The organism is Streptosporangium sp. NPDC003464 (genome assembly GCF_053588315.1).
In genome coordinates this window covers 1-17,683 of the sequence record NZ_JBSFPS010000221.1, presented here as the reverse complement: position 1 = coordinate 17,683, position 17,683 = coordinate 1, and the positions used below count along the sequence as shown (strand labels likewise).

The window sequence follows — 17,683 nt, the reverse complement described above, 5'->3', positions numbered from 1 at the left end:
GTTGGGGTGGCCTAGTTACTGCTGGGCGGCCACCCCCCCGACGGTGGCCGCCTGCATGAGGACCCAGGTGGCGCCGAGGGCCGTGACCTCCAGGCCGCCGAGGGCCAGTTCGGCGACGCTGACCACGCTCCACAGGGCGTTGAGGGTGACGGCCGCCAGGACCGCGGCCCGGTTGACCGCGGCCGGCATCGAGATCAGCCAGACCGCGACGCCGTAGACGGTCAGGAAGGCGCCGATGCCGTACTGGAGGGAGACCGGCAGCCCGAGCAGGTCGTTGATCGGAGCGGCCAGGGCGAGATAGGCCAGGCCGTTGACGGTGGTGACGACGGCGTCCAGGCGCAGGGCCAGGCGGACGAGCCGGTGGGGGTCGGTGACGGGGCGGGCGGCGACGGCGGTCATCTCGGAAACAGCCTTTCCTGGTGGGAGGACGGGGGGTCGGGGGGGTGCGGGGCCGGACGTCAGAGGGCGGCGGGGACCTGGTCGAGGAAGCCGTGGACGGTCTGGATGCGGCCGTCCTCGGTCAGCACCGCGACGTCGAAGCCGATCACGATGGCCTCGCCGCCCTCGGGGCCGAGGTTCCAGGTGAAGCGGGCCACGTCGTGGTGGGCGTCGACGTCGCCGCCGGGGGTGAAGACCAGGCCGGGGAACTGCTGCTGGACGGCGGCGATGGTGGCGTCGATGGCGTCGCGGCCGGTGGCGTCGACCAGGGGGTCGACGTAGCGGGCGTCCTCGGCCCAGATGGCGTCGATCTCCGCGCGGCGCTCGGCGGCGTCGGTGATGTTCCAGGTGGCCAGGTAGCGCTCGACCAGCTTGGCGGTGTCGTTCATGTCGTCCGTCTCCTTGCTCTGTCTGCTCTGTCCGTGTTTCCTGCGGTTGTTCTCGCAGGTCATTAAGTTACGGAGATCGGCCGGGCGCGGAATCCGTCATCCACCGGTACTTACCGGGCCTCCTGCGGACCGGCTTAGGTACGTCCGGGACCGGCTTAGGTACGTCCGGAGTCGGCTTAGGTAGGCGCCGGGATTACGGGCTGTCCGCGTGAGCGTGAGATGGGCGGCCGTATCGGCGTAGATGGCTATCCGACCAGTTTCAGCACTTCTGTCCAGGTAAGTTGGGGCAGGTGCCGCCAACAGACGCCGATGTCAGATCCTCCGCCGCACCCGCCGCCCGGCTGGCCTGGCTGGACGCGCTGCGCGGGCTCGCCGCCGTCGCGGTGCTGCTGGAACACCTGCTGCCCTGGTTCATGCCTCAGCTCCGGCCGTACTGGTTCAACCTCGGCATGTACGGCGTGCTGGTCTTCTTCCTGGTCAGCGGCTACATCATCCCGGTCTCGCTGGAGGGGCGCGGTGACGTCCGCGCCTTCTGGATCAGCCGGCTCTTCCGGCTCTACCCGGTCTACCTGCTGGTCGCGGCCGCAGTCCTGATCATGGCCTTCTGGGTCCCGGTCCGCGAGCAGGTGCCCCGCGACCTGTCGTCGGTCTCGGCGCACCTCACGATGCTGCTGGACGTGGTCCACCTGGGCGGGCTGGCCGACACCATGTGGACGCTCTCCTACGAGATGGTGTTCTACCTGCTGGTCACCGCGCTGTTCGTGCGCGGCCTGCACCGCCGGAGCGGGACCTTCGCCGTGGCGGCCGGCGCCGTGGCGGTCGCCGCCGGGCTGGCGCTGACCGCGCCGCTGCTGGCGGGCCCCTGGCCCGCCTACGTCTCCGGCGCGCTCTTCCTGGTGGGAATGGTCTGCCTGATCAGCGGCCGGTTCCGGACCGTCGCCGCCTACGTCCTCGGCGGGATGGCCGTGGTGCTGCTGCTCCTGGGCAGCTTCGTGCCCTGGCTCGGGGCGGCGATCCTCGCGGTGATGTTCACCGGGACCGCGATCCGCCGCTGGGAGCAGGGCGCGGGCGGGCTCCGGCCGGTGGCCGCCGCGACCGTCCTGGTGGCGCTGGCCCCGGTCTGGTCGGACCAGGCGGGCTGGTGGTGGGTCCAGCCGGGCGTGTGGTTCACCACGATGGCGCTGGCGGGGGCGACGTTCGCGGGCGCGATGGCCCTGCGCCACCGCCGCCTGCCCCGGTCCCTCGTCGGGCTGGGCCTGATCAGCTACTCGCTCTACCTCCTGCACCACCCGCTGCTGAGGCTCGTGCACGTCGCCGTCGGGGACGTGCGGGCCATGCAGCCGGTGGTGCAGGTGTCGCTGTCAGCGGGTTTCGTCGCCGGGGTGATCGGCCTGAGCTGGCTCACCTACCGCTACGTCGAGCTGCCGATGCAGCGGCTGGGCAGGCGGCTGGCTCAGAGGCCGTCGACGGGCGACTCGGCGCTCTCGGCGTCCTCGGCGGGGGTGTCCGCCGTCAGCCCCTCGTCCTTCTCGCTGCCGACCGGGTAGATGTCGGCGGCCTGAAGGTCCTTCGCGCCGCGCAGGGAGGAGACCGCGACGACGTGGTAGCCCTGCTTCTGCAGCGCGGTCAGCAGCTTGGGCATCACCTTGACGGTCTGCTCGACCCAGTCGTGCATGAGGATGACGCCGTCACGCTTGGCGTTCTTGAGGACCTCGTCGTAGATGGCCTTCTCGTTCCTGGTCGCCCAGTCGCGGGAGCCGCCGTTCCACAGCACGAGCGGCATGCCCATCTCCGCCGCGACCGTCTTGACCCGGTCGTCCATCTCGCCGTACGGCGGGCGGATCATGGTCGGCGACTTGCCGGTGACCTGCTTGACGAGCTCCTGGGTCTTGGTCAGCTCCTCGCGGATCTTGTCCTCCGACACCTCACGCAGGTGCGGGTGGGTGTAGCTGTGGTTGCCGAGGTCGTGGCCCTCGACGGCCATCCGCTTGGCGAAGGCCGGGCGGGACTTCACGTACTGGCCCTCAAGGAAGAACGTGGCCTTGGACTTGTACTTCTTGAGGGTGTCGAGCAGCTTGTCGGCGTACTTGCCCGGGCCGTCGTCGAAGGTCAGCGCGATGCACTTGACCTTCGCGCAGTCCACCGGCGCGACCTTGGCGGCGGACTTGGCCTTGTCCGACGCCGTGGCCTTGGCCGTGGTGGTGGCCGTGGTCGTGGTGGCCGCGCCGGCGGCCTTGGGCTGGTCCGCGCTCCAGGCGGTGGTCGGCGCGGCTATCAGGGCCAGCGCGCAGGGGACGGCCAGCAGCATTCGAGCGGGAGGCTTCATGAGGGGAGCTCCGGGTGATACGAGAGTTGCGGGCGGGACAGAAAAAAGCATCTTATCCGGACACTTCGCCCAAACGATGGGGGATCGATCGGCTGCCAGCTGATGTTCAGGCTTCTGCCAGCCGGCACTCAGGAAGAGCCGTCTCCCCGGGCGCCGTTAAAGGCTCGGCAAGAGCACGGTGCGCGGAAGGCGGATCGCGGGGGCCGGTCCCGCCCTCGGAAAGATCATTGTAGCCGGGGCGCGGGTGCCGCCCGGGGCCGGCACGGCCGTGCGCGACGGGCGGTGGATCATGGACGCGGCGACACTGGTCGCGGGCGCGGAGCAGGTCGAGGGGGCGCCGGCAGCGTCGCGGCGCGGACCGCGGTCACGGCCGTGGAGACGGTGGCTCGCGGTGCTCCCGGGCGTGGTCGCCGGCCTGGTGACCGTCGGGACGCTGCTGGCCCACGCCACCCCGGCCAGGGCGATCGGCCTCTTCGCGATCTACGTCGCGCTCTGCCTCACCCTCCCGGGGACCCTGCTCTGGCGGGCTCTCACCCGGCTGCCGTCCCCGCCGGCCGTCGACCTCGCCGCCGGCACGGCGCTGGGGTACGCGCTGGAGATCCCGCTCTACCTGGCGGCCCGCGCCGCGGGCCGGCCCGGGTTGGTCGTGCTCGGCCCGCTGGCGGTGGTCGTGGTCTTCCTCGTCCGTCCCCGCCTGCGCCGGCACTGGCGCTCCACCGCGGCGGCGCGGGTCCCCGCCGGGGCCGCGGCCGCCATGGCCGGGGTGTTCTGCTTCCTCGTCGTCTCCGGCGCCCTCACCTTCTTCGGCGCCAACGGTCCCCGGTGGCCGGGGAACGCCGCCCCGCACGTCGACATGCCCTTCCACCTCGCACTCGTCGCGGAGCTGCGCAACCACCTGCCGCCGGCCGTCCCCCACGTGCTGGGCGAGCCGCTGTCCTACCACTGGTTCGTCTACGCGGACATGGCCGCCGCGAGCTGGGTGACGGGGATCGACGCCCAGACGATCCTGTACCGCCTCGCGGTCCTGCCCATGGTGGCGGTCTCCGTCGTGCTCCTCCCGGCCACGGCCCTCATGGTCACCGGCAGGTGGCGGGCCGGCGTCCTGGGACTCCTCATCACCTACTTCGCCGGCCCGCTGAACCCGTACTCCAGGTCGGCGGAGGACTTCCCCGGCGGCCCGCTGGACGCGGTCCTGGCCTGGTCGAGCCCCACCCACACCTTCGGCGCCGCGATCTTCGCCGCTCTCGCCCTGCTGGTGGCCGCCCTGCTGCGGGAGCGGGCGCCGGGGAAGGCGATCTTCGTGCCGGTGGCCGTGCTGCTCGCCGCCCTGACCGGGGCGAAGGCCACCTACCTCCCGCTGCTGGCCGCGGGCGTCTGCCTGCTCGCCGCGGTGGACCGGGCGCGGTCGAGACGGGTGGACCGCACCCTCGTGACACTCGGCCTGCTCACCCTCGCGGCACTGGCGTTCGCCCAGGCCGTCATCTTCGGCGGGGCGTCCCAGGGACTGGCGCCGAGGCCGTTCTCCACGGCGGTCAGAACCCTCGGGAAGATCGTCTCCGGGGTGGACGTGAACGGCCCGTGGGCCGTCCCCGCCGCGCTCTCCCTGATCTTCCTGCTGGCCTGGGCCGTCATCTGGGCGGGTGCCTTCGGCCCCCGGCCCGCTCCCGGCTCCGGGGCGGACCGGACGCTGACGCTGTTCCTCGGGATCGGGCTGGGCGGCGTCGCCGCTGTGACGCTGCTCGGGCACCCGGGCCTGAGCCAGTTCTACTTCCTCAGAGCGGCCCGGCCCTACCTGTCGATCGTCGCCGCGGCGGGCGTCCTGGCCGCCCTAGCCACGGTCCCCCGGCGCCTGCGCGCCCTGGTGGCCGGCGCCTGCGTGGTGGCCGGCGGGGCGACGGCGGGGGCGGTCCGGGCGGCGGTACCGGAGTCGCCGCCCGACCTCGCGGCCCTCGGCGGTGTGGGGTTCGCCGTCGCCCTGGCCCTGCCCTGGGTCCTGCTGTGCACGGTGCCGGCCGCCGCCCTGTTCCTGCTGCGGCGGGCGGAGTGGAGGCGGGCGGCCGTGATCCTGGTGATCGCGGGCTTCTCCGTGCCGTCGGTGGTCCAGTCGGCGGCCAGGGCCCTGTCCCCGGAGCCCGCACCGCGGCGGTGGGAGATGCCCCGGGCCGGCCTGGAGGCCGCGCGGTGGGTGCGCGACCACTCGGGCGTCGACGACGTGGTGGCGACCAACGCCCACTGCCGGTTCAGCTCCACGTACTCGTCCTGCGACAACCGGCATTTCTGGATATCTGCCTACACCGAGCGCCGGATCCTCGTCGAGGGGTGGGGCTACACGCCCCGGATCATGAGGTCGCTGACCGACGTCGACCGGCAGACCATGCCGCTGCTGCCCTTCTGGGACAGCGGACTGCTGGCGGCCAACGACGCCGTCTTCACCGCCCCCACCGCCCAGGCGGTCGGCTCGCTCAGGGAGAGGTACGGCGTGCGCTGGCTGCTGGTCGACGGCAGGCGTCCGGCGGTCTCACCGGACCTGGGGCGCTTCGCCGAGCTCCGTCATGAGAAGGGGCGTTTCGCGGTCTACGAGATAACCGCCGGAACACCGGACGGGCCGTGGTCTCCCACGCGCCCGTTTGACTACAGTACGCTTTCGCGGCGACGCCCAGAGTAACTTCGGCGCCTGCCGTGACCGGAGGGCTTGCCGCGACCGAAAGGGTGATACCGGTGCAAGATCATATCGACGCGCGGATCAGGGCATTCATCGAACCCCGCTTCCCCGGCCGGAGCTGGAGCGATGACGACGACATCTTCGCCCTGGGGTTCGTCGACTCGATGTTCGCCATGGAGGTGGTGGTGTTCGTCGAGCGGACCTTCGCGGTGACGGTGCCCAACGAGGAGCTCCACATGGACAACTTCCGCAGTGTCCGGTCCATGGCGGCGCTGGTGCGGCGGATCTCGGCCGCCCCGCAGACGGGGGGCGTGCCCGCATGACCGCGAGCGTCGACCGGCCGGGCCCGGTCAAGTGCCTCGTCTGGGACCTGGACGACACGCTGTGGGACGGCGTCCTGCTGGAGGACGGGGAGGTCACGCTCCGGCCCGGGGTCGCGGAGGTCATCCGGGTGCTCGACGAGCGGGGGATCCTGCAGTCGATCGCCAGCAAGAACCACAGCGAGACCGCCATCGAGCAGCTGGAGCGGTTCGGCCTGCGCGACTACTTCCTCGTCCCCCAGATCTGCTGGAGCCCGAAGTCCGAGTCCGTGGCGGCCATCGCGAAGTCCCTGAACATCGGGATCGACACGCTGGCCCTCATCGACGACCAGTCGTTCGAACGGGAGGAGGTCGCCTTCAGCCATCCCGGGGTGCTCTGCCTGGACGCCGGCGACGTGTCGAGGATCCCGGAGATGCCGGTCTTCACGCCGAGGTTCGTCACCGACGACTCCCGCAACCGGCGCTCGATGTATTTGGGGGCGGAGCTCAGGGACGCCGCCGAGCGCGAGTTCGGCGGGACCAGCGACGACTTCCTGGCCACGCTCGACATGACCTTCACGATCTCCACGGCGGGCGAGGCGGACCTCCGGCGCGCCGAGGAGCTCAGCGTCCGGACCAACCAGCTCAACTCCACCGGGATCACCTACTCCTACGAGGAACTGCGCGGATTCGCGCGGTCCCCCGGCCACCTGTTGCTGGTGGCCGGCCTGGAGGACAGGTTCGGCTCCTACGGGAAGATCGGCCTCGGCCTCGTCGAGCGCGGGGCCGAGATCTGGACGCTCAAGCTGCTGCTCATGTCCTGCCGGGTGATGTCCCGGGGCGTCGGGACGGTCCTGCTGAACCACGTCATGCGGTTGGCGCGGGAGGCCGGCGTGCGGCTCCAGGCGGAGTTCCTGCCCAACGACCGTAACCGGGTGATGTTCGTGACCTACCGCTTCGCGGGCTTCCAGGAGGTGGGGACCCGGGGCGACCTCCAGATCCTGGAGTCCGACCTCAGCCGCATCCAGGATCCTCCCGCCTACCTCACGGTGCGGACCGGCTGACCGCCATGCTCAGGAGAGCGCTCGGGCGCGAGAGCGAGATGATCCGGCGGTGGCGCAACCATCCCCGCGTGCGGGGGGTCAGCTTCACCGCCCACGAGATCGGCCAGGAGGAACACCGCAGGTGGTGGACGGCGACGATGGCGGACACCACGCGCCGGATCCTCGTCTACGAGCACGACGGTGTGCCCAGCGGGGTGGTGAACCTCTTCGACCACGACGTCCGGGCGCGGACGGCCGGGTGGGGCTTCTACCTCGACGTCGACGGGCTCGGCGAGCGCGGTGAGCTCCTCGCCGCCTGGATGCGGATCGAGGGCGAGGCCGTCGAATACGCCTTCGCCGAGCTGGGGATCAGCACGTTGCGCGGGGAGGTCCTGGTCCGCAACGAGGCGGTCCGGACCCTGCACCGCCGCTACGGCTTCGCCGAGGTGGGCACCTACACGCGCGAGGTGGACGGGGTCGAGGAGCCCGTCGTCGTCATGGAACTGGCGCGGTGACCCCGGCGCGGTGTCCACGGTCACGGCGGTGATCGCGGTCATGGCCACGGGCATGGTGGTGCCCACCGTCATGACGGTGATCATTGCTGCGGCTGCGGCACGGCGGTGATCGCGGTCATGGTTACGGGCATGGTGGTGTCCACGGTCATGACGGTGATCGTGGCCGCGGCTGCGGCACGGCGATGTCCACCGTCACGGGCACGGCGGGGAGCCGTCACCGTGACGGCAGGCCGCCGGCGGCCGAAGCCGTCACGGTGAGAGCCGGGCGTCGACCGCCGGGGCGGTCACAGCGGGGACAGGGCGTCGGCGGCCAGGGCGGTCACGGTGAGAGCAGGACGTCGGCGGCCGAGGTCGTCACGGTGAGAGCAGGACGTCGGCGACCCTCACCCGGCCCTCGCCGTCGACCAGTTCGGGCCCGCGCGCACCGAGCCGCCGGCGGGCCTGCGGGCCGGTGAGCAGCTCCCGCAGGTGCGCGCGGGCCGGACCGTCCAAGCGGGCCGGGGCGTCGAGGCGGCCGAGCCCGGCGGCCAGCCCGCGCGAGATCACCTCCCGGTAGCCGGGCCACTGGTTGTCGGCCACCCAGCCGAGCGCGGTGGCCTTGCCCAGGTAGAGGAGCTCCCACACGCTGCTGCCGGCCGCCGTGACGACGAGGTCGGCCGCCGAGACCAGGCCGGGGAGATCGTCGGTGGGAGGGATGCCCCGGATCACCTGGCCCTCCGCCGGCCGGAGGTGGTCCAGCACCCCCTCGCGCGGAGTGACGACCGTCGCCTGGAACGGCACGCCCGTCGCGATGAGCTCCCCCGTCACGAGGGGGGCCGCCCCGGCCGCGTCGGTGCCCCCGAAGAAACACAGCACCCGAGGCGGTCCCCCGGGCTCGGCCGCCCTCCGGGATTCGATCGCCTCCACCGGCCCGGCGGGATTCCCGGGCTCGGCCGGTCTCCCGGGCTCGGCCGGCCTCCGAGACCCGGCCGGGTCTCCGGATCGGGTCGCCCTTCGGGATTCGATCGCCTCCACCGGCCCGGCGGGATTCCCCGGCTCGATCGCGTCCTCGGGGCCGGCCGGGTCCCCGGGCTCGGGTGGCACTTGCCGGCGCAGCCGCCGTACGTCGTCGCGGAGGAGGGCGTAGCGCACCCCGGCGAGCCGGATCGATCCGGCGGGAGTGCCGCCGCGCCGGCGCTCGGCGCCGAGATTCTGGTCCAGGTAGATGTCGGCGTCCTGGCCGCGCTCGTCGCCGTCGACGACGGCCAGCACCCTGACCCCGGCCTCGCGCAGCGCCCCCGAGCAGCGGGGGTCGAGGTCGTAGGAGTCGATGACCACGGCGTCGAGCGCGAGGCGGCGGGCGGCCCCGACCATGGCGGCCACGCCGTCCGGCCCGGGGAGCAGCCGCAGGCCGCGCCGGGCGAGCTGCCCGCCGGCCCAGTCGAGCCCGCCCAGGTCGCCGAGGACGACGACCTCCACCCGCCGCCCGCGCAGCTCCTCGGCGAGGGCCAGGCAGCGCATCAGGTGGCCGACGCCCCGGGCGGCGCCGGCGTCGCACCGGATCCCGACGCGTCTCACGCCTGTTCCAGGGACTTCTGCCGCACGCCGGCGTTGAGCGCCACGACCTCCGGCCGCTCCCTCAGCCACCCGACCAGGGTCCGCAGCGGCACCGGTCCGTCCCCGAAGTGGTCGACGACCGTCTTGATCAGCTCCCAGTCCTCCGCGGTGTCGAGCGTGAGGCGCAGGTCGGCGTCGCCCGGGGGGAACATGAGGCCGGCGATCCGGAAGCGCTCGGCGTGCGTGTAGACGTATGAGGTCACGTGGGTGCGGTGGTGGCCGGTGGCCGCCGCGTCGAGGCTCCGGAGCGCCTCCGCGGAGATGATCTCCACGTCCAGGCCCCTGGGCAGGGTCCTGGGCTGGGGGCTGGTGCTCAGGTAGTCGAGCGTGGGCGTGGCCCGCCAGGTGCCCGCCGCCATCGCGATGATCTCCGGGTCGAGCAGTGGGCAGTCGGCCGTCAGGCGCATGACGGCCTCGCACTCCAGCCGGTCGAGGACGCCGAGGAAGCGGGTCAGCACGTCGTCCACCGGACCGCGGTGCCAGGGGACCCCGAGCCGCTCGCACTCCGCGACGACGGCGTCGTCGGCGGGCTCGGCGGTGGTGGCCACCACGAGGTCGTCGAGGACGCCGCCGCACGAGGCGGCGCGCACGACCCGCTCCAGGACGGTGCGCCCGCCCAGCCTCCGCAGGACCTTCCCCGGCAGGCGGGTGGACCCCATGCGGGCCTGAATGACTCCGGCGATGTGAACGGCCAAAACATTTCCTAACTCGGTTGGGCGGTGATGATGCTGCGTTATGCTACGAGCTTGTCACTGAATGACTACCGTAAGTTACGGAAGTCTTGTATGGGGGGACTCGGGTGGGCGAGCTTGAAGGATCATCGATCCTTGTCACCGGGGCGACAGGATCATTCGGAAAGGCTTTCATCCGGCACGTGCTCGACCATCACGACCCGCGCCGGGTGGTCGTGTTCTCGCGGGACGAGCTGAAGCAGTACGAAATCCGGCAACTGTTCGCCGACGACTCCAGGCTCCGCTGGTTCATCGGTGACGTGCGCGATCGTAGCCGTCTGACCCGCGCCATGCACGGCGTCGAGCATGTCGTGCACGCGGCCGCGCTCAAACAGGTCGACACGGCCGAATACAACCCGTTCGAATATGTTCTGACCAATGTCAGCGGTTCCCAGAATGTCGTCGAGGCGGCCATCGACTGCGGCGTCCGTAAAGTGATCGCGCTTTCGACGGACAAAGCCTCCAGCCCTATCAATCTTTATGGGGCGACCAAGCTGGTAGCGGACAAACTGCTGGTATCGGCTAATCACTACGCTTCCCACCATGTGACCCGGTTCGCCGTGGTCAGATACGGAAACGTGATGGGCAGCCGCGGCTCGGTGATCCCTTTCTTCCAGAAACTGGCGGCCGAGGGTGCCAGCCTGCCGATCACCGACAAGCGGATGACCCGCTTCTGGATCACCCTGGAGCAGGCCGTCCGTTTCGTGGTCGACTCCTTCGACCTGATGCAGGGGGGCGAGCTCTACGTCCCGCGCATCCCCAGCATGCGGATCATGGACCTGGCCGAGGCCGTCGCCCCGGGTGCCGCGATGCACGAGGTCGGCATCCGCCCGGGGGAGAAGCTCCACGAGGAGATGATCGCCGCCGACGACAGCCGCAGGACGATCCGGCTCGCCACCCGCTACGTGGTGCAGCCCACCATCGCGACCTGGGGATACGTCCCGCCGCCCGGCGGCCAGGGTGTCCCCGAGGGGTTCTCCTACCGCTCCGACACCAACGACCAGTGGCTGTCGGCCGAGGACATCCGCGAGCTGCTCGCGGTGAGGACCTGATGCTTCCGTACGGTAGACAGTCGATCGACGAGCGTGACATCGAAGGTGTCCTGAGCGTCCTGGAGGGAGACTGGCTGACCACCGGTCCGGCCGTCGCCGCGTTCGAGGCGGAGCTCGCGGCCTGGACCGGAGGCGTGCCGTGCGTGTCGGTGACCTCGGGCACCGCGGCGCTGCACACGGCCTACGCGGCCGCGGGCGTCGGCGCGGGGGACGAGGTGGTCACCTCGCCGATCACCTTCGTCGCCACCGCGGCCACGGCCGTGATGCTCGGCGCCCGCGTCGTCTTCGCCGACGTGGAGGACGACACCGCCAACCTCGACCCGGCGGCCGTGGCGGCGGCGGCCGGCCCGCGCACGCGGGTGGTCACGGCCGTCGACTACGCCGGCCACCCGGCCGAGTACGACACGCTGCGCGAGGTCGCCTCGCGGGCCGGGGCACTGGTCGTGGGCGACGCCGCCCACTCCGTCGGGTCACGCTATCGCGACCGGCCGGTGGGCACGCTCGCCGACCTGACGACCTTCTCCTTCTTCCCCACCAAGACGATCACGACGGCCGAGGGCGGCGCCGTCGCCACGGCCGACGAGGAGCTTCTCCGCCGCGCCCGGCGCTTCAGGAACCACGGGCTGGTCAGGGAGGCGGAGGAGCAGCGCGAGCTGGGCGAGGGCGGCTGGCACCAGGAGGTCCACGAGTTCGGCCTGAACTACCGCCTGCCCGACGTCCTGTGCGCCCTCGGCATCAGCCAAGTACGGCGGCTGGGCGAGTTCAAGGCGCGGCGGGCCCGGCTCGTCGCCCGCTACAACGGGGCCCTGGCCGGTCTGGCCGGGCTGCGGCTGCCCGTCTGCCGTCCCCATGTCGACCCCGCCTGGCACCTGTACGCCGTGGGGATCCCCGACGGGCGGCGGCGCGAGGTCTACGAGCGGATGCGGGAGGCCGGCATCGGCGTCCAGGTGAACTACCTGCCCGCCTACTGGCACCCCGCCTTCGCGGACATGGGCTACCGGCGCGGCATGTGCCCGGTCGCCGAGGAGTTCTACGCGCGGCAGCTGTCGCTGCCCCTGTTCCCCGGCCTCACCGACTCGGAGCAGGACCGGGTCATCGGAGCTCTCCACGCGATTCTCGGCTGAGCGGAGAAACGATGCACCACACGAACCACTTCTACGGGCACGCCCATGTCTTCGCCCGGTTCTGCGGGCTCGACGGGCGCAGGCCGCCGCGCATCAACGGCTACCTCCAGCACGGCTGGAACGCCCTGGACGGGTTCGGCCCCCGTGAGAAATACGTCCCGGTGACGCCGAAGTTCGTCTGGTCCGACGCGATGCGCCGCCGGGGCTGGGCACGGGGGCGCCGCGACTACTACCCGATCGGCGCGCCGTGGCTCTACCTGACGCAGCTGGAGCCGGCCGGGCCGCAGGAGCCGCGGGAGGGCACGATCTGGTATCCCTTCCACGGCTGGGAGCGCCAGCACGTGGACGGGGACCACCGGCGCCTGATCGACGAGATCCGCGAGGTCGAGCAGGGGCCGGTCACCGTCTGCCTCTACTGGCTGGAGTTCGGCGAGCCCGCTGTCCGGGACCTCTACGAACGGGCGGGCTTCCGGGTGATCAGCCACGGGGCCCGGGGCTGGATGAAGAAGGGGACCGATCCGCGCTTCCCCTACCGGCAGCTCGCCGAGCTCCGCCGGCACCGGCGGGTGGCGTCCAACCGGCTGAGCACCGCCGTCTTCCACGGCATCGCGGCCGGGTGCGAGCCGGCCGTCTACGGCGACCCCATGGTCCTGGCCGGGGAGGACCCGATGCACGGCGGGGTCGCGCGGATCCGGCGGCTGTGGCCGGAGCTCCACGGCGCCGAGGTCGATCTCGCCACCGCGCGGCAGATCGCCGGACAGGAGCTGGGGGCCGGATGTCTGGCGTCCCCCGAAGAGATCAGAACAGTTTTCGGATGGTCGGGGGAGACCAATGACCTGTGACGACGCCGCGGCCCGCGTACATCTCATCGGGGGCGAGATGCTTGAGTGGTCCGACGCCGCGGGCGCCGGGGCCGACGGGGCCGGAGTGCTCGGCGAGCTGCTGCACCCGCTCCTTCCCGGCGGCGCGCGGGTCCTGGTCGCGGGGCCGCACCCCGCCGGCCTCTTCGAGGATCCGGCCGTCGCCGCGTGCGAGCCGAGCGTGCTGGTGCGCTCCTACTCCGACGCCTGCCGCCTGGCCGGGCACCACGAGCTGACGGTCCACTGCGGGAGCCTGGAGAAGGCGGCCTTCCCCGGGGCGTTCGACGTGGTGGTCGCCCTCGACGGGGTCGGGCGGCTGACCTCCTTCGACCACGCGGGCGGCACCTGGGCAGAGTCGCTGGAGCGGCTCACCGGGATGCTCGCCCCCGGCGGGACGCTCGTGCTGGGCGCGGAGAACCCGCTGGGCCTCCACCGGCTCGCCGGAGACCCTCACGAGGTCCATCGGCGCGCGGACGACGACTGGGCGGCCGCCGAGCTGGACGGCTCCCGCCCGGTGAGCCTGGAGCAGCTCACCGGCCTGCTGACCGCCGCCGGTCTCACGGTGGGCAGGAGCTACGCGGCCTACGGCCGGCCGTACGGGCCGCACCTGCTGATGGACGTCCCGGTCCTGGAGGCCGCCTCGGCGCCGGCGGCCCTCACCGTGGCCGCCTGCGCCGGGGCGTTCGGCGCGCCCGCGGCGGGCCACGACCCGCGGCACCTGGCACGCGCGGTGATGGCCGGCGGGCTCGGGGCCCAGGTCGCGGCCCGCTGGGTGGTCGCCGCGCACGCCGACGGCGCACGCCCCGCGGCCCTGCCGGTGGCGCTGACCGTCGACGCCGGAGCCGCCCCCTACTGGCGGCTCCCCTGCGAGCTGGCCCCGGCCGCCCAGGGCGGATGGACGCGCAGGGCGCGCGGGGACCGGACGCTGCGCGTGTCGGGGCGGGTGACCCGGACACCCGGGCTGCTCGACGGGCCGGTCCCCGAGGGCCGGTCCCTGGCCGAGATCCTCATGACGGCCTGCGCGCGCAACGACGTCGTCGCGGTCCGCGAGGTCCTCGGCCTCTTCCTGCGGTGGCTGGAGGGCCACGGCGGCGACGGGAGGATGCCCGGCTGGACGGCCTTCGCCGTGGCCGACAACGTGGTCTTCGACGGCGCCCGGTTCGCGATGCTGGACGCCAGCTGGCAGCTCCCCGGCGAGCTCGACGCCGGCGCCGTCGTGGCCCGGATCATGCGTCACTTCGCCGCGCGCCTGCTGGAGTCGGGGCAGTGGCATCCGTGGTCCTGGCAGCTCGGCGCCGACCGGCTGACGCTGACGCTGCTGGCGATGGCGGGCGCGACGGCCGGCGAGGAGACCGTACGGCGGGGCGCGGAGCTGGAGGTGGAGATCGCCGCCGATCTGGGCGCCGCCCCGCAGGACGGTCCCCGGGAGGAGGCCGGCCGGGACGGGAAGGAGGACGGCCCCGGCGGGGACGGGCCCGGGGAGCGGTGGGAGGGCTACCGCGAGCTGTACGCGGCCAGGGGGCGGCTCAGCGCGCGGCTGGAGGAGGCCCAGCAGAAGATCACCATGCTTGAGCGCGACCTGGAGGCAGCCGAGGCCCGGCTGGCGAAGGCCGTCCGCGCCGTCAAACAGGCACGGCGGCGTGACAAGAGACCGCGGCCCTCCGGGGGTTCCCGGCTGGGGCGTGTGATCACCGCCCCGGCGGCCGCGCTCCGTCCGGTGCGGCGGATGTTCGGCGCCGGTCCGGGTGGAAACGCCGCACGTTAGTCCAACGTTCCTGGGGGTGAACCGTATGCCGCGGCTCAGCGTGATTGTTCCGTACTACAACGTCGAACCGTATTTCGACGACTGCCTGGCCTCGATCCAGGGCCAGACACTCGGTGATCTTGAGGTCATCTGCGTGGACGACGGATCGACGGACGCGAGTGCGGTCATAGCCAAGGACTACGTCTCACGGGACCCGCGCTTCCGGGTGGTGGTCCAGGACAACCAGGGCCTCGGCCCCGCCAGGAACACCGGGGTGGAGCACGCGTCGGGACAGTACCTCGCCTTCGCCGACAGCGACGACATCGTCCCCCCGCGCGCCTACGAGCTCCTGGTGGACTCCCTGGAGCAGAGCGGGTCCGACATCGCCTCGGGCAACGTGCAGCGGCTCACCTCCGACGGGCTGGTCCAGTCCTGGGCGCACCGCAACGCCTTCAAGAAGACCCAGACGGGCACGCACATCACCCGTAACGTGCACCTGCTCTTCGACCGCTCGGTATGGAACAAGGTCTTCCGGCGCTCGTTCTGGGACACCCTGGGCATGGAGTTCCCCGCCCGGCTGTACGAGGACATGCCGGTGACCATCCCCGCCCACGTCCGGGCCCAGGCCGTGGACGTGCTCTCCGAGGTCGTCTACATCTGGCGCCTGCGCGAGGGGTCGATCACCGAGCGCCGCTTCCGGGCGGAGAACGTCACCGACCTCATGATCTCCGTCATGGAGACCGCGAGCTTCCTTGAGGAGCACGCCCCCGGGCTGCGCCGTGTCTACGAGCGGGACACGCTCTTCAACGATCTGCGGGTGGCGGTCGAGGCGCTGGCGGCGGGCGTCGAGCCCGATCTCCTGCTGGACGCCGTCTGCTCCTATCTCGACACGGTGCGCCAGGAGACATATCTGGAACTGCCCGCGATCCGCCGGCTGCAGATCCAGCTGATGCACCGGCGCAAGGTCGCGGAGCTGGCCGAGGCGGTCCGGTTCGAGCGGGAGAGCATGGACGAGACCCGCATCCGGCGGAGCCTGCTGTCGCGGCGCAAGTGGTATGCCGACTATCCCTTCCGGCGGGGGCACGGGATACCCCGCTGGGTCTTCGACGTCTCGCGGGAGCTCACGATGACCGGCCTGCTGGAAGGCTGGCAGTGGCGCGAGGGCCGGCTGCACGGCGAGGGCAGGGTGAAGCTGCCGGGGGTCATGGTGGGGGCGTCGTCGTCGTGCTCGATCGACCTGTGGCTGCTCGAACGCGCGGGCGGCACGGTGCTGGAGCTGCCCGTGGAGCGGGAGGACCTGGGGTTCGCCTTCGTCTGCGACCCCGGGCCGCTGTGCGAGCAGGCCGCCAAGTGGGAGCTGTGGGTCAGGTTCACCGTGGACGGCATCGTCCGGGAGACGCGGCTGAGGGGGCAGACCCCGGCCCTCGGCCCCCACGTGACCGACGCCGGGATGTGGGTCCAGCCGCTGGTGGACGACAAGGGGTCCGCCGTCCTCACCGTGAAGCGCCCCCGGGCGGCGGTGACCGGCTGCGAGCTGGCCGGCGGCCGGCTGCGGATCCTCGGCTGGCACGCCGAGCAGGAGACCGCCGAGGGCGTCGCCCTGGTGATGAGCGTCATGGGCGGCCCCGCGCGGTCCTACCCCGTGGAGACCACCGCGGGGCCGGAGGACCGCCGGGAGTTCGTCATGGAGGTGCCCGCCGAGGACGTGCGGGTCGAGCAGGAGACGGCCACCTGGAACATGTTCCTGTCCGGCATGGCCGACGGCAGGCCGCTGCGGATGCCCGTGGCCCTCCACGAGCTCCCCGAGTGGGAGCTGGACGGCTGGCGGATCCAGACGGCGCGCACATCACGCGGGAACATGGCGCTGCGAGTCCAACGGAGTGAAGATGATCATTAATGGGCGGCCCGTCGGCGTGCAGGTCCCGCCGTACGTCATCGCGGAGATGTCCGGCAACCACGACGGGGAGCTCGCCAGGGCGATGAAGATCGTCGACGCGGTGGCGGCATCGGGGGCGCACGCGCTCAAGCTCCAGACCTACCGCGCGGACACCATCACCATCGACGCCGACGGGCCGTCGTTCCGGATCTCCGGCGGGCACGACCTGTGGGGCGGCGAGCGTCTCTACGACCTCTACAGCCGTGCGCACACGCCCTGGGAGTGGCATGGGCCGATCTTCGAGCGGGCGCGGGCGGCGGGGCTGACCGTCTTCTCCAGCCCGTTCGACCCGACGGCCGTGGACCTCCTGGAGAGCCTGGACGCGCCCGCCTACAAGATCGCGTCATCGGAGATCGTGGACCTGCCGCTGATCCGCCGGGTGGCCCGGACCGGCAAACCCCTGATCATCTCGACCGGGATGGCGAGCCTGGGGGAGACGGACGCGGCGGTCCAGGCGGCCCGCGAGGCCGGGTGCGGGCAGCTGGCCCTGCTGGGCTGCACGGCGGCCTATCCCGCGGCGGTCTCCGACAGCAACCTGCGCCGGCTGCCCGTCCTGGCGGAGGCGTTCGGGCTGCCGGTCGGTCTGTCGGACCACACCCCGGGCATCGGCGCCGCGGTGGCCGCGGTCGCGCTCGGCGCGTGCGTGATCGAGAAGCATGTGACCCTCGACAGGGCGGGGGGCGGCGTCGACGCGGCGTTCTCACTGGAGCCGGCGGAGCTGTCGGCGCTCGTCGTCGAGAGCGACCGGGCGTGGCAGGCGCTCGGCAGCGCCGTGGTCCGCCCCGTCTCCGCCGAGAGCGAGGGGATGCGCTTCCGCCGGTCCCTGTACGTCGTGGCCGACGTCCGGGCCGGGGACGTGGTCTCCGAGCGCAACGTCCGCTCGATCCGCCCGGCCGGCGGGCTCCCGCCGGACGCGATCACGACGGTCGCCGGCCGGACGTTCCGGTGTGACGTCCCGCGCGGGACCC

The 17,683-nt window shown here is 72.3% G+C and carries 16 protein-coding genes; 11 read left to right on the top strand and 5 right to left on the bottom strand.

The features are described from left to right. Window positions 1–15 precede the first annotated feature (15 nt). Both ACWDS7_RS35785 and ACWDS7_RS35780 read right to left on the bottom strand, forming a co-directional pair. Window positions 16–399 carry a hypothetical protein gene (locus tag ACWDS7_RS35785; protein WP_451932866.1) on the bottom strand — a complete coding sequence of 128 codons (384 nt, stop codon included), beginning with the start codon at window positions 397–399 and terminating at the stop codon, window positions 16–18. 59 nt (window positions 400–458) lie between these two features. After that, the gene (locus ACWDS7_RS35780; RefSeq protein WP_451932865.1) at window positions 459–827 is read right to left on the bottom strand and encodes a nuclear transport factor 2 family protein; all 369 of its coding nucleotides are present in this window, start codon (window positions 825–827) and stop codon (window positions 459–461) included. Window positions 828–1,117: 290 nt separating this feature from the next. Here ACWDS7_RS35780 and ACWDS7_RS35775 point away from each other — a divergent pair, with 290 nt between their 5' ends. Beyond that, the gene (locus tag ACWDS7_RS35775; protein WP_451932864.1) at window positions 1,118–2,374 is read left to right on the top strand and encodes an acyltransferase family protein; all 1,257 of its coding nucleotides are present in this window, start codon (window positions 1,118–1,120) and stop codon (window positions 2,372–2,374) included. Here the strand turns inward: ACWDS7_RS35775 and ACWDS7_RS35770 are convergent. Beyond that, complete coding sequence (locus ACWDS7_RS35770) at window positions 2,281–3,153, bottom strand: polysaccharide deacetylase family protein (RefSeq protein WP_306859459.1); 873 nt, start codon at window positions 3,151–3,153, stop codon at window positions 2,281–2,283. The genes ACWDS7_RS35775 and ACWDS7_RS35770 overlap by 94 nt on opposite strands. A 178-nt stretch (window positions 3,154–3,331) precedes the next feature. Between ACWDS7_RS35770 and ACWDS7_RS35765 the strand changes: the two genes are divergently transcribed. The 4 genes from ACWDS7_RS35765 to pseH are packed head-to-tail and all read left to right on the top strand — an operon-like array spanning window position 3,332 to window position 7,672. Then, on the top strand, window positions 3,332–5,818 hold the full coding sequence (locus ACWDS7_RS35765) for a hypothetical protein (protein WP_451932863.1): 2,487 nt from the start codon (window positions 3,332–3,334) through the stop codon (window positions 5,816–5,818). A gap of 53 nt (window positions 5,819–5,871) precedes the next feature. Further along, window positions 5,872–6,138: an acyl carrier protein gene (locus ACWDS7_RS35760; RefSeq protein WP_451932862.1), complete on the top strand. Its 267-nt coding sequence runs from the start codon at window positions 5,872–5,874 to the stop codon at window positions 6,136–6,138. Beyond that, window positions 6,135–7,178, top strand: coding sequence for an HAD-IIIC family phosphatase (locus ACWDS7_RS35755; protein WP_451932861.1), 1,044 nt, complete (start codon window positions 6,135–6,137; stop codon window positions 7,176–7,178). Before ACWDS7_RS35760 ends, ACWDS7_RS35755 begins: the two co-directional genes overlap by 4 nt. 5 nt (window positions 7,179–7,183) lie before the next feature. Then, window positions 7,184–7,672, top strand: a complete 489-nt coding sequence (pseH, locus tag ACWDS7_RS35750) for a UDP-4-amino-4,6-dideoxy-N-acetyl-beta-L-altrosamine N-acetyltransferase (protein ID WP_306859451.1) — start codon at window positions 7,184–7,186, stop codon at window positions 7,670–7,672. A 354-nt stretch (window positions 7,673–8,026) separates the two neighbouring features. Here the strand turns inward: pseH and ACWDS7_RS35745 are convergent, their stop codons facing one another. Then, window positions 8,027–9,229 carry a PseG/SpsG family protein gene (locus ACWDS7_RS35745; protein WP_451932860.1) on the bottom strand — a complete coding sequence of 401 codons (1,203 nt, stop codon included), beginning with the start codon at window positions 9,227–9,229 and terminating at the stop codon, window positions 8,027–8,029. Then, entirely contained in the window at window positions 9,226–9,963 is a 738-nt protein-coding gene (locus ACWDS7_RS35740; RefSeq protein ID WP_306859447.1) for a glycosyltransferase family protein, read from the bottom strand. Before ACWDS7_RS35740 ends, ACWDS7_RS35745 begins: the two co-directional genes overlap by 4 nt. A 104-nt stretch (window positions 9,964–10,067) precedes the next feature. Between ACWDS7_RS35740 and pseB the strand changes: the two genes are divergently transcribed. The 6 genes from pseB to pseI all read left to right on the top strand — a co-directional run. Then, a complete protein-coding gene (pseB, locus tag ACWDS7_RS35735) occupies window positions 10,068–11,051 on the top strand; it encodes a UDP-N-acetylglucosamine 4,6-dehydratase (inverting) (protein ID WP_451932859.1) in 984 nt (327 codons plus the stop codon). Then, entirely contained in the window at window positions 11,051–12,175 is a 1,125-nt protein-coding gene (locus tag ACWDS7_RS35730) for a DegT/DnrJ/EryC1/StrS family aminotransferase (protein WP_451932858.1), read from the top strand. Before pseB ends, ACWDS7_RS35730 begins: the two co-directional genes overlap by 1 nt. 11 nt (window positions 12,176–12,186) lie before the next feature. Continuing rightward, window positions 12,187–13,017 carry a hypothetical protein gene (locus ACWDS7_RS35725; RefSeq protein WP_306859441.1) on the top strand — a complete coding sequence of 277 codons (831 nt, stop codon included), beginning with the start codon at window positions 12,187–12,189 and terminating at the stop codon, window positions 13,015–13,017. Continuing rightward, window positions 13,007–14,800: a hypothetical protein gene (locus tag ACWDS7_RS35720; RefSeq protein WP_451932857.1), complete on the top strand. Its 1,794-nt coding sequence runs from the start codon at window positions 13,007–13,009 to the stop codon at window positions 14,798–14,800. The genes ACWDS7_RS35725 and ACWDS7_RS35720 overlap by 11 nt, the downstream gene beginning before the upstream one ends. A 25-nt stretch (window positions 14,801–14,825) precedes the next feature. Continuing rightward, window positions 14,826–16,676, top strand: a complete 1,851-nt coding sequence (locus tag ACWDS7_RS35715) for a glycosyltransferase family 2 protein (protein ID WP_451932856.1) — start codon at window positions 14,826–14,828, stop codon at window positions 16,674–16,676. After that, window positions 16,666–17,683 (top strand): pseudaminic acid synthase (pseI, locus tag ACWDS7_RS35710; protein WP_451932855.1); only part of this gene is annotated, 1,018 nt, incomplete at its 3' end. The genes ACWDS7_RS35715 and pseI, both read left to right, overlap by 11 nt.

Excerpts from the sequence above, each read along its gene's own strand:
- ACWDS7_RS35785 (WP_451932866.1), bottom strand. The coding sequence starts at position 399 with ATGACCGCCGTCGCCGCCCGCCCCGTCACCGACCCCCACCGGCTCGTC.
- ACWDS7_RS35780 (WP_451932865.1), bottom strand. The coding sequence starts at position 827 with ATGAACGACACCGCCAAGCTGGTCGAGCGCTACCTGGCCACCTGGAAC.
- ACWDS7_RS35770 (WP_306859459.1), bottom strand. The coding sequence starts at position 3,153 with ATGAAGCCTCCCGCTCGAATGCTGCTGGCCGTCCCCTGCGCGCTGGCC.
- ACWDS7_RS35755 (WP_451932861.1), top strand. The coding sequence starts at position 6,135 with ATGACCGCGAGCGTCGACCGGCCGGGCCCGGTCAAGTGCCTCGTCTGG.
- pseH (WP_306859451.1), top strand. The coding sequence starts at position 7,184 with ATGCTCAGGAGAGCGCTCGGGCGCGAGAGCGAGATGATCCGGCGGTGG.
- ACWDS7_RS35730 (WP_451932858.1), top strand. The coding sequence starts at position 11,051 with ATGCTTCCGTACGGTAGACAGTCGATCGACGAGCGTGACATCGAAGGT.
- ACWDS7_RS35725 (WP_306859441.1), top strand. The coding sequence starts at position 12,187 with ATGCACCACACGAACCACTTCTACGGGCACGCCCATGTCTTCGCCCGG.
- ACWDS7_RS35720 (WP_451932857.1), top strand. The coding sequence starts at position 13,007 with ATGACCTGTGACGACGCCGCGGCCCGCGTACATCTCATCGGGGGCGAG.
- ACWDS7_RS35715 (WP_451932856.1), top strand. The coding sequence starts at position 14,826 with ATGCCGCGGCTCAGCGTGATTGTTCCGTACTACAACGTCGAACCGTAT.